Below are 11038 nucleotides of genomic sequence, written 5' to 3'. Positions count from 1 at the left end.
TATTGAACCGCCGTATACGGAACCGTACGTACGGTGGTGTGAGAGGACGGTAATTTACAATTACTTCCTACTCGATCAGCTGACCGCGATTTCCCTCCGGCACTGACTAAAGTGCGTTAGTGCCGACTTAACTGCAATTTTGCGGGTCTAAAAATTGGAATGTAGTGTAACCACACGTTAATTCAGTGCTTGCGCAAAGGTTGCCAGCTTGTTAGCTTAGTGGCGGCGAAAGAATACCGCTCAGTAGTGACATTATTGTTGGTGATTTATCACCTACAATAAGGCTTGTCTTAGAGACAATTTTGCAAAAATTGGCTTTAAGCAATGCCCACTACGTTCCAGCGCTAAGTATTCTTTCGCCGCCACGGCAACGTGCACGTTCTATTAGCAACCTTTGCGCAAGCACGAAGAACCACAACACAACAGTTTTAGTTTCCACGATCCTAATCAGTGACGTTTCCAGCATTAAGCATTCTTTCGCAACAACGACGCGCCAATTAACTTTCCATCGCCCGTTTATTGGTTGTTGGAATTACCCCACAAATATTGATCAATGGCGGTAGCGACTTTCGGATTTTCATGTAGCTTACTATGCTGCGCGTTTTTTCCATAAAAGACCTTTTCAGAATAGTTGGCTTGATGACCACGAATCAAATATTGCAATGATCTGGCTGAAACATTACTGACTAAACCGTCAGAATGGGAACCATCCTTTAAATCACCAATAATATTCAAAACCGCCAGACCATCTGGAAAATTAGCCCGCTCTGCGGCCAACAATTGATAAGCACTATGCTTGAGTGCTGGCTCACCGCTTTTACGGAAATAATTCTGATTGGCCACATCATCTTCTGTGATGACACCGTTATAACAGCCGGCAAGCGAAACAAATTTTTTGATCTCGGGGAAATTAGCCGGTTTATTAGCACTCATCAACATATTAACTGTCGTAACATTGCCGGCAGAATGGGCCACCACATTATACTGACTAAAGTGATAGCGTTGTTGCAGCTCGCTAATAATGTTCATCAACCACGCTGATTGTGTCGCATAGGCAGCAACATTATTCGTAAAAACAACTTGAATAATCGGATTGATTGTCTTACTTTTCCATGCACCGGCATAACTAATGACACCATTACCAGCCACAGTTGCAACCAAAACTTTATGCGCACCGGCTTGCTGCTCGGCATGCTAAATCATCGTATTCGTTGATTTAGCACTACCTTGAAATCCGTGAACATAAAAAGTGGGACGAGTTGTCTGCAAATATGGTTTAACAATCCTTTTACTCGTACGACTAGATTTTGCTGTCGTTGATTTAGCAGTCGTTTGCTGCTGATTACCACAAGCCCCTAATAAAACCAAGCCAAGTATCGTCAAAATTATGCGCCAAAATTTTTTCATCATTCAATTCCTTTTAGAAGTCCCAATAGAAATAAATATCACTTTTACCTTCTTGCGAAGTGCCTTGGTAATCCCGCGAATTAAAACCGCCAATTACAAAACCAGTCGCCAAATAAAATTGGCAAGCATTTAGATTATTATCTTGACCAATTGTGTAAATACCACGGTAACCTCTAGTTCGGGCGATGTTTTTTGCCGCCTGTAACATTTGGCGACTAATTCCTTGGCGGCGATAACTGCGTTTAACTTTCAAATCATCTAAATACAAATACTGATTCCAATGATCAGCAAAAATCGCCAAACCAACACAAACATCAGCAGTAAAAGCACCTAAAGCAAAACCGTTTTGATTAACCTCTGCTAGCTGATAATTTTCATCAGGAAATGTTTGCTGATCGTTTTTTCTGGCCGCCACGATTTGATAGTGCCATTGATCATCACTACGGCTAACTTGCATGCGACCTAGTAACGGAAACGGTTCATTCGGCAAGTTCAATGCCTGCTCATTACTTTGCGTAATTGGTTTAATTTCAATCATCATAAACTCCAATTCTGTTGTGCTGAATGTCTTTGAAGAGCTACTAATGAATAGATCGTAATGACAACTGGTAAACCACGATATCATCTTGAGTTGCAACCATTTGAAAGCCTAATTTCATCAACAAATGTCGCGAGACCATATTGCCCGGTTCTACTGCTGCCTTAATGGTGTAATTTGTCTTTCGTATGCTCAACCACTGTAAGATTCCCGTAATTGCTTCAGTAGCATAGCCTTGGCGTGCAAACCTCGGCGCAATCGTGTAACCCAACCAAATCGTAGATTCCTCTTGCTTCAAATAAAGATCACCCACTAAATCAGGAGTCTTCTGCGTGACAATCGCAAATTGCTGACCATCAGTCATCGTTGTTTGCGAATTCAACAAGATTTGCTGATATTCGGCGGCAGTTAAACCCTTGAAACCTTGATATTTCATCCAGTCTAAATCGTTGTGATAGGCCATAAAGGCAGCAAGATCCTCCGCTTGGAATTCACGAATTCGGCAACGTTGCATTTCAATTTTCATCATAATACCTCAATATTTTCAACATCCTACAAAAATTCATTTAGGTTTACGACTATTTTACCACAGCACGACGCTTGATCATTGAGCTTACTGCTGTGTAACCTTACCGCTATGATGCTTGCTGTTCAAAATGTCATGATGCAAAATTACTAAAGGCATTTATCTTGGTTGAGATTTTTCAATCAAATATAATAAAAAAGTAAGTGATCACTTAGTAAAGGAGGGATAATAATGAGCTACGATTTCTCTGATCGCGGGGGTCAACCGGTTATTGAGAACATTAAATATTTGACACTCGCTAACGATAATTATCGAACCACAATTTGGACCGGCGTGAAGATGCAGGTGGCCTTAATGACGATCGTACCCGGTGATGATACTGGCCTCGAAATTCATGTTGGTATCGATCAATTCATTCATGTTATTTCTGGTCAAGGCTTTTGTGAAATGGGCCAATCTGAGGATAACTTAACCATTAGCCAAGCAATTGGTGAGGATGATGCGATTTTGATCCCAACTAATATTTGGCACAATATTAAGAACACTGGCACCAAGAATCTCAAACTTTATACTATTTATGCTGAGCCCGATCACCTTGATGGCACCGTTCATCGCACTCATGATGATGCTCGTCATGATCCTAATGAGCAATAAATGATTTAACCAAACATTTGAATAATTGCAAAAAAGATGTCAAGTAATAATTGCTACTAGCCACCGTCCCCAAACGCTGACTAACAACCACAATTAACTTGGCATCTTTTTATGCTTATTTTTTAAGAAGTCATCATCTTAATTCGGACGAATAACTTGTACCAATGTGAATCTTCCTTCGGTAAAGTGTAATTTAAAAATAATACAGTTCGTAAAACCACGTTGCCATTCTGGCATTGGGTCCATAAAACTGCGTAGAAAATTAAAAATAGCATCGCCATGGGACACGACCAAAACTTGGTTGTGTTCTGGGCGCATGATAATTTTAGTCAGCGTTGCCACCATTCGCTCTTGAACTGCACTAGTTGCTTCACCACCAAAAGGCACAAAAGAATCTTGATAAGCTAAGGGTGATTGGGGCAACAAATTTTTGCTTTCTGCTTCGTACATGCCATAGCCCATTTCCTTTAAGCCGTGATCACGTTGATATGTTAAACGATTCTGTAAGATAATCTCGGTTGTGTCGCAGCAACGTTCCAGTGGTGAACTGTAAACGTGATCTATGTCAATTCCGTCAAAAAAGTGAGCTGCTTGTTCTGCTTGCTTAATTCCTGCCGCCGTTAATGGTGAATCACACTGACCTTGGATTTTTCCCAACACATTAAATAAAGTTTCACCATGGCGCATTAAATAGATCGTTTTCGGCACTAGCTCGTCTCCTATAACTGTCCGATCGTCCGTTGGTTATCGACCGCACTTTAACTTTAATGCTATTAAAAAACTCGTTATCAGTTTACCACTGATAACGAATTTTAGTTAACGATTATTTTTTATTACTTTTCTTTTGTGCGGCAGCTTTATCTTCTGCTTCAAGTTTATGTCCTAAGTTAATAATTAGTTCACGTAAATTATCTTTGATTTGTGGATGTTGCAGACCATATTCAAGACTGGTCTTAACATAGCCGAATTTATCACCCACGTCAAAACGGTCACCTTTAAAATCACGGGCGAAAACACGTTGCGTCTTATTCATGGTATCAATAGCATCAGTTAATTGAATTTCATTACCGGCACCAGGTTTCTGATTTTCAAGAATCTCAAAAATTTCTGGTGTTAATAAATAACGCCCAATAATTGCCAAGTTACTTGGCGCATCTTCAACAGCTGGTTTCTCGACGAAAGTACGAACATTGTACAAGCCGGGTTCAGCTTCGCCTTCAGGATCAATGACGCCATAAGCTGAAACTTCATCCTTTGGTACTTGCATAACAGCCAAAGTCGATGCATGCGTTGTTTCATAGTCATCAATTAATTGCTTAGTCAAGGGCACTTTGTCCTTCATCAAGTCATCGCCTAACATAACCACGAATGGTTCGTTCGCAACAAATGACTTGGCTTGTAAAACGGCATCACCTAAACCAAGTGGATGGGCCTGACGTGTGTAATAAATGTTGATTCCTAATTCCGTTGTTTCTTGAACCATCTTCAACATTTCATGCTTGCCCTTTGAATGCAAATCTTCTTCTAATTCGGGAGCAGAATCGAAGTAATCTTCAATTGAACGCTTGCCACGACCAATCACAATCAAAATATCTTCAATACCAGAGGCCTTAGCTTCCTCAACGATAAATTGAATCGTTGGTTTGTCAACAATTGGGATCATTTCCTTAGCCATTGCTTTAGTCGCTGGTAAGAAACGAGTACCAAAACCAGCAGCAGGAATTACCGCCTTACGAACTTTCATCAAAAATCCTCCTCAAACACATCTAGCTACATCAGTAATTGTCAAGCGGCACTTAGAACATCGTGTCCACATTCCAAAAAGTCTCCATCATAACGCTTGTCAACCTGATTGTACCCTTTGTTATAATCCTAGCATATCACGAACGACTAAACTAATAAAGTTAAGTCGGTATTACTTATTAACGCTTCAATAATCTTGTAAAACGATTACTAAAAATTAATTCATCACCATGCCACGACTCATTGAAAACAGCATTAACAACTGAACCAATCATAAGTAATGTCGCTGCAAAATTCAGCCACAATAAGGCAACAATCAACGTCCCAATTGTACCGTAACTATTAAACGAACGCGCAAAGTAGCGCACATACAGCGAGAAACCTTGCGTCAAGAGAATCCAAGTGCCCGAGGTGAAAATTGTCCCAGGTAAAATTGTCCAAAGTTTCAACCGTGCAGATGGCAAAACATACTGTAGGAACATAATTGCTAAGACAATGACACCAACAATCACAGGCCATTTCCAAGTCAAAAACACGTCCAGAATTGTATCTGATAATTGAAATGTTGGAATCAGCCATTCCAAGAATTGTTGACCAAAAGTAAAGACGACCACAATGGCTAATAAGGCAATGATGAAAATGAAAGTCATCAGAAACGAAAAAATACGACGTACAATCGCATTTTGAAGCGGCACATTACTATAAATATTTGAACTATCAATTTGATAAGCATCATTCATGCTATTACGAATCGCGTTAGTTCCACGACTTCCTGCCCACAAGGTCGCAATCACACCAAAAGACAGCAATCCACTACTGCTTTTATGTAGCAGCGAGGAAACAATCGGCCGAATTAACGGCATAATTTGGCCCGGAAAAGCCATTTCTAAATAGGTCATAATTACTTTAGCGTCCAAATGCAGGAAGGGAATTACGTTACCAACGAAAATCACAATTGGAAAGAACGACAAGAGCCAATAATAAGTAATAACCTTGGCTGCATTGTTCACGTTACAAGAGATCGTCCGTTCAACGACGCGACGTACATAAATAAAGACCTTTTTATACCGGGAAATTTTCTGCTTAAATAACGGCCTCTCTTCAGGCGTTGCTATTAGTTCTTCATTATCCGTTGTCCTCGCCACCTCTCCAGTCACTCTCTAGTATACAAAAGTAATTGATTGTGGGCAATTAAAGTAAGAAATTCAGCTGAATAAGGTCAGTCATTTTAGGCGCGAAAACTATTATACTGTTCTTCTTCGTGCCTAAGGAAATTGCTGGTGAAACATTGCGAGCATTGGTTTGAGCCGAATCAAAAACAATTTGTCTTGAATGTGAGTTCTATTAAGAGCGGCAAACACTAAAATTGTTATGTTGCTATTCTCCGTGCCTGCGAGAAATACGCTGGTGGAACGCTGCGAGCATTGGTTTGAGCCAAATCAAAACCGATTTGTCTCAAACTCAAGCTTTCTTGTAAATGGTAAACCATTAACAAGAATTCCGCGGCTGACCGCGATTTCCCTCCGGCACTGATGAAAGAGAAGTGGGGATGTGATTTAACTGCAAATTTGTACTTCTTAAAATTGGAAGGTAGTTTAACCACTCGTCAATTCAGCGCTTGCGCAAAGGTTGCCATCTCGTTTGTTAAGTGAGGGAAAATAAATACCGCTCAGTGGTGAGATTGTTGTTGCAGCTTTAGCTGTTACAACAAGACCTGTCTTGGAGACAATTTTGTAAAAAATTGGCTTCAAGCAGTGTCCACCACGTTCCAGCGAAAGTATTTATTTTCCCTCACGATACCCCGCACGTTCCATATGCAACCTTTGTGCAAGCGCGAAGAACCACAACGCAACAGTTTTAGTTTCCACTATTCCAATTAGCAGACGAAAAAAGACCGATACAAAATTGTACCGATCTCTCAATCATGATTAATTATTTAGTTGTTGCGGCAATCTCAGCTTGATCGCCTAGACCTTGCAGATATTCAAAGACGGCTTGACCAGCAAGTCCGCCTTCGCCAACAGCATTAGCAATTTGACGTAAGTGTTTCTCACGAACATCGCCAACAGCGAAGATACCTGGAACTTTAGTGTGTGTTTCTTCGTTAGTTTCAATCCAACCAGCATCATTGAGAATACCCAAATTTTTGAATGCTGAAGTCATTGGTTCAACGCCAACATAGATAAACACACCTGAAGCTGGTAATAACTTTTCTGTACCAGTCACTTTATCGCGATATTTAACGTTCTCAATTTTTCGACCATCGCCGACGATTTCTTCAACTTGAGCATTCCAGACGAATTCAATCTTGTCATTGGCAAAAGCCCGGCGTTGTAAAATTTGTTGAGCGCGCAATTGGTCTCGACGATGAACGATGGTCACTTTACTTGCGAGTTGTGCCAAATAAAGACCCTCTTCAACGGCAGAATCACCACCACCAATAACAGCGACTTCACGATGCTTAAAGAACGCACCATCGCAGACCGCGCAGTAAGAAACACCCATGCCCGAATAGGTATCTTCACCAGGAACGTTCAAGTGTTTATGTTCTGCACCAGTAGCAATGACAATCGCTTTAGCATCGTAATCACCATCGTCTGTTTTGACAGTCTTATAATCACCGTGATCCTCTACATCGCTAACAGTTCCATAGGCAAATTCAGCACCGAATTGAATCGAAGAAGCATACATTTGCTCACTTAACTCTGGGCCTAAAATCGACTTGAAACCAGGATAATTCTCGATTTCAGCAGTATTATTCATTTGGCCGCCGTAAATTCCGCGATCCAACATCAGAACAGATAAGTTAGATCTAGAAGCATATAGTGCTGCAGTCATACCGCCAGGACCAGCGCCAATTACAATGACATCATATTTTTTTGTCATGCGCAAATCCTCCTTACTTTTAATAAGTTATAGATTACCGTATTTTCGTCAAAATGTCTAACAGTTTGATTACGTTTAATTTTCAAATTCAGCTTCGTTACGTGCATCGCGATTCATTAACTTGGTAATCTCACCACGTAAATCAGCATCTTCATAGAGCACTCGATAAATTCCTTCAGAAATTGGCATTTCGACGCCCAATTGATGACTTAATTCATGAACGGCTTCTGCAGTGCCAACACCTTCTACAACCATCCCCATGTTTGCTAAAACATCCGTAAGTGGTTGCCCCTCACCAAGCGCATTACCACAACGCCAGTTGCGGGAATTGACACTCGTACAAGTGACAATCAAATCACCAATACCAGAAAGTCCCATAAAGGTTAAAGGATTAGCTCCCATCTTAACGCCTAAGCGACTGATTTCTGCTAAACCACGCGTCATTAAAGCTGCCTTAGCATTGTCACCGTAACCAAGGCCATGAAGCATCCCAGCACCAATAGCAATAACATTCTTCAATGCCCCGCCTAATTCAACGCCTAACATATCATCGTTCGTATAAAGGCGGAAGTATGAATTCATGAAGATTGACTGCACCCAACGCGCATTATCCATCTTTTTAGAAGCAACGGTTAGTGAGGTCAGATCATGGGTCGCAACATTTTCAGCATGACTAGGGCCAGAGAAAATCACTAAACCATCAGCTAACTCAGAAGGGAAAACATCCGCAATAATTTGCGAAATTCGGTCATGACTTTCTAATTCCAACCCCTTAGTCGCGCTGATTAAGATGGGCTTCGTTTTCAGTTCAGCAAGCGTTGCAATCATTTGTTGAGCAACTGGACGAATAGCTACGGTTGGCAAAACAAAAAGTACTGCAACAGCATCAGTCAATGTTTCCTTTAAGTCAAGTGTTGCATGAACTTGAGGATTAATTTTAAATTCAGGTAAATAATGACGATTTGTATGTTGTTCATTAATTTCAGCAGCCATTTCGGCACTGTTGCCCCACAGATCAACCTGATGGCCATTGTTTACTAATAAATCTGCAAGTACTGTTCCCCAAGAACCGGCACCTAAAACTGCAATTTTTGTCAAATCAGACACTCCTTAAATATTAAATGATGACACTGGTTATAATAAATAACTTACCAATCTTTTGTTGTCGATCACCTTAATGATCGCTAGGAATCGGCTTGCCACTGCCATCAAGATACCATTTCAATAATGGATCGTAATAGCGCCGCAATAAAATCGTCACAATTGCGCCAATAAATAAAATTGCCGATAACAATTGTGAAACACGAATGTTGGCGAATAAATATAAACTATCCGTTCGCATACCTTCGATAATTGCGCGACCAAATGAATACCAGAGCATATAAGCTAAGAAAACTTCTCCTTGCTTAAACAAATGCTGACGGTGACGTAAACTTATCAACAAAATAAAGCCCAATAAACTCCAAACCGATTCGTAAAGGAAGGTTGGTTGTCGATATGCACCAGCAATAGACATTTGTTGAATAATAAAATTAGGCAGGTGCAATGATTGCAAGAAACTTAGTGTTGTTTTAGCACCATAAGCCTCTTGATTCATGAAGTTGCCCCAACGTCCAATCGCCTGCGCTAAAATAACTGTTGGTGCCACAATATCTAATAACAACCAGGTGGGGATTTCACGTTTACGGCAGAAAATTAATAAGACGATCACTGCCGCTATTAAACCACCATAGATTGCTAAACCACCGTTCCAAATTTTAATAATATCACCTGGATTAGCGGCGTAATACTGCCATTCAAAAATCACATAATACAGACGTGCACCAATTAACCCAATCGGTAACATCCAAAATAATAAATCAACCACGTCGTCAGGGTCAATCGACCGCCGCCGCGCCTCACGCATACTCAAAATAACCGCAATAACAACACCGGTTGTAATGATAATACCATACCAACGCACGTGCAAAGCGCCTAACGAAAACGCGATTGGATTCAGAGCCATTAAAAGCGCGTTCATTTATCCTCATCCTCGTCCGAATTTTCTTTAATTAAATTACTTAGATTCTGTTCAAAAACTTTAGTTGCATCGTAGCCCATTGACTTCGCACGGAAATTCATCGCAGCAACTTCAATAATAATTGCTAAATTACGACCAACTTTAACTGGAATCGTAATTTTAGGAACTGGCACATCAAAAATCTGCTGTGTTGCCTCTTCGCTACCTAAACGATCATAATTCTGATCAGCACGCCAATTTTCCAAATTAACGATCAATGAAATTGTCGTGTGGGCGCGAACTGCACCTGCACCAAACAAGTTCATCACATCAATAATACCAATGCCCCGGATTTCCATTAGGTGTTTGAGAATCTTCGGCGCCTCACCAACAACCGTATTCTCATCACGCTGATAAACATCAACTCGATCATCGGCAATTAACCGGTGTCCCCGTTTAACGAGTTCCAAGGCCGTCTCGCTCTTGCCAACACCAGAATCACCAGTAATCAAAACACCCAGTCCATAAACATCAACTAAAACACCGTGCATACTGCGACGTTCAGCTAATTGTGAGTGCAAGTAGTCCGTTAAAACACTAGAAAGTCTGGTTGTTGGTAAATCCGATCCTAAGACAGGAATGCCAGCATTACTTGCCTCAGTAATTAATTCCATCGGTGCAGACAAGCCACTGCTAATGACGAAAGCCGGCGTATCTTCTTGGCACATTCGGCGAATAACTACTGAACGCTCTTCACCAGTTAGCCCTTTGGCAAATGCCGTTTCAGTCAAACCAAAAAGCTGCAAGCGCCGTTGTGGATAATAGGCGAAATAACCCGTCATTTCAAAGTCGGGTCGAGACAAATCACTAGTCGTTACCTTTTTCTTAGCTAAAAATTCAGTGCCGGATAAAACATTTAATTTTAAATCGTTGACAAGTTGTTTAATTAAAATCCCTTCAGCCATCATTTGCCTCCAAAATTGACACATTTATGCTTAATTCTAACATTAATGACCGATTATTTCATTGTCAACTAATAAATGCTATAACGGTGCCCTGACTTGACGCTAAAACAGCTATGTTATGGTTCGTGTCTGCGGGAAATACGCTGGTGAACTTCTATAAGCCCGATTTGAGCCGAATAAAATCCAAACCTAGTTATAGTCCTAAAACTGTTATGTTGCGGTTCTTCGTGCCTACGGGAAATACGCTGGTGGAACGCTGCGAGCATTGGTTTGAGCCGAATCAAAACCAATTCGTCTCAAACTCAAGCTTTGTTGTAAGT

At 40.8% G+C, this 11038-nt stretch carries 12 protein-coding genes and 1 pseudogene; 1 reads left to right on the top strand and 12 read right to left on the bottom strand.

Features of this window, described 5'->3' with window-relative positions; all coding sequences use genetic code 11:
- Window positions 1-516 precede the first annotated feature (516 nt).
- The 4 genes and pseudogenes from EKM65_RS10575 to EKM65_RS10565 all read right to left on the bottom strand — a co-directional run.
- Window positions 517-1173 (bottom strand): annotated as a pseudogene (locus EKM65_RS10575) (alpha/beta hydrolase); the annotation flags it as partial.
- A 21-nt stretch (window positions 1174-1194) separates the two neighbouring features.
- Window positions 1195-1410: a hypothetical protein gene (locus tag EKM65_RS11510; RefSeq protein ID WP_225420460.1), complete on the bottom strand. Its 216-nt coding sequence runs from the start codon at window positions 1408-1410 to the stop codon at window positions 1195-1197.
- A 10-nt stretch (window positions 1411-1420) separates the two neighbouring features.
- Complete coding sequence (locus tag EKM65_RS10570; protein WP_125608277.1) at window positions 1421-1948, bottom strand: GNAT family N-acetyltransferase; 528 nt, start codon at window positions 1946-1948, stop codon at window positions 1421-1423.
- A 40-nt stretch (window positions 1949-1988) separates the two neighbouring features.
- Window positions 1989-2474, bottom strand: a complete 486-nt coding sequence (locus EKM65_RS10565) for a GNAT family N-acetyltransferase (protein WP_225420459.1) — start codon at window positions 2472-2474, stop codon at window positions 1989-1991.
- A gap of 228 nt (window positions 2475-2702) precedes the next feature.
- On the opposite strand from EKM65_RS10565, the gene EKM65_RS10560 reads away from it, so the two are divergent.
- Window positions 2703-3125, top strand: coding sequence for a cupin domain-containing protein (locus EKM65_RS10560; RefSeq protein WP_125608275.1), 423 nt, complete (start codon window positions 2703-2705; stop codon window positions 3123-3125).
- 138 nt (window positions 3126-3263) lie between these two features.
- On the opposite strand, the gene EKM65_RS10555 is transcribed toward EKM65_RS10560, so the two are convergent.
- From EKM65_RS10555 to hprK, 8 genes are all read right to left on the bottom strand, one after another.
- The gene (locus EKM65_RS10555; protein ID WP_125608273.1) at window positions 3264-3833 is read right to left on the bottom strand and encodes a histidine phosphatase family protein; all 570 of its coding nucleotides are present in this window, start codon (window positions 3831-3833) and stop codon (window positions 3264-3266) included.
- 115 nt (window positions 3834-3948) lie between these two features.
- On the bottom strand, window positions 3949-4869 hold the full coding sequence (galU, locus tag EKM65_RS10550) for a UTP--glucose-1-phosphate uridylyltransferase GalU (RefSeq protein WP_125608271.1): 921 nt from the start codon (window positions 4867-4869) through the stop codon (window positions 3949-3951).
- A 178-nt stretch (window positions 4870-5047) separates the two neighbouring features.
- Complete coding sequence (locus EKM65_RS10545) at window positions 5048-6013, bottom strand: YihY/virulence factor BrkB family protein (RefSeq protein WP_164506921.1); 966 nt, start codon at window positions 6011-6013, stop codon at window positions 5048-5050.
- A 450-nt stretch (window positions 6014-6463) separates the two neighbouring features.
- Window positions 6464-6619 (bottom strand): hypothetical protein, encoded by a 156-nt coding sequence (locus EKM65_RS11360; protein ID WP_164506920.1) that lies wholly within the window; start codon window positions 6617-6619, stop codon window positions 6464-6466.
- 181 nt (window positions 6620-6800) lie between these two features.
- Window positions 6801-7754 carry a thioredoxin-disulfide reductase gene (gene trxB / locus EKM65_RS10540; RefSeq protein ID WP_125608267.1) on the bottom strand — a complete coding sequence of 318 codons (954 nt, stop codon included), beginning with the start codon at window positions 7752-7754 and terminating at the stop codon, window positions 6801-6803.
- A gap of 75 nt (window positions 7755-7829) precedes the next feature.
- Complete coding sequence (locus EKM65_RS10535) at window positions 7830-8852, bottom strand: NAD(P)H-dependent glycerol-3-phosphate dehydrogenase (RefSeq protein WP_125608265.1); 1023 nt, start codon at window positions 8850-8852, stop codon at window positions 7830-7832.
- A gap of 76 nt (window positions 8853-8928) precedes the next feature.
- Entirely contained in the window at window positions 8929-9774 is an 846-nt protein-coding gene (gene lgt / locus EKM65_RS10530; protein ID WP_125608263.1) for a prolipoprotein diacylglyceryl transferase, read from the bottom strand.
- A complete protein-coding gene (gene hprK, locus EKM65_RS10525) occupies window positions 9771-10718 on the bottom strand; it encodes an HPr(Ser) kinase/phosphatase (protein ID WP_125608279.1) in 948 nt (315 codons plus the stop codon). Before hprK ends, lgt begins: the two co-directional genes overlap by 4 nt.
- Window positions 10719-11038 lie beyond the last annotated feature (320 nt).

Origin of the sequence: Lapidilactobacillus bayanensis (assembly GCF_003946695.1) — a bacterium.
GTDB classification, from domain to species: Bacteria; Bacillota; Bacilli; order Lactobacillales; family Lactobacillaceae; genus Lapidilactobacillus; species Lapidilactobacillus bayanensis.
Note: the sequence above shows the minus strand (reverse complement) of the source record. Positions and strands in the feature narration are given on the sequence as shown.

Excerpts from the sequence above, each read along its gene's own strand:
- EKM65_RS11510 (WP_225420460.1), bottom strand. The coding sequence starts at position 1,410 with ATGATGAAAAAATTTTGGCGCATAATTTTGACGATACTTGGCTTGGTT.
- EKM65_RS10570 (WP_125608277.1), bottom strand. The coding sequence starts at position 1,948 with ATGATGATTGAAATTAAACCAATTACGCAAAGTAATGAGCAGGCATTG.
- EKM65_RS10565 (WP_225420459.1), bottom strand. The coding sequence starts at position 2,474 with ATGATGAAAATTGAAATGCAACGTTGCCGAATTCGTGAATTCCAAGCG.
- EKM65_RS10560 (WP_125608275.1), top strand. The coding sequence starts at position 2,703 with ATGAGCTACGATTTCTCTGATCGCGGGGGTCAACCGGTTATTGAGAAC.
- galU (WP_125608271.1), bottom strand. The coding sequence starts at position 4,869 with ATGAAAGTTCGTAAGGCGGTAATTCCTGCTGCTGGTTTTGGTACTCGT.
- trxB (WP_125608267.1), bottom strand. The coding sequence starts at position 7,754 with ATGACAAAAAAATATGATGTCATTGTAATTGGCGCTGGTCCTGGCGGT.
- lgt (WP_125608263.1), bottom strand. The coding sequence starts at position 9,774 with ATGAACGCGCTTTTAATGGCTCTGAATCCAATCGCGTTTTCGTTAGGC.
- hprK (WP_125608279.1), bottom strand. The coding sequence starts at position 10,718 with ATGGCTGAAGGGATTTTAATTAAACAACTTGTCAACGATTTAAAATTA.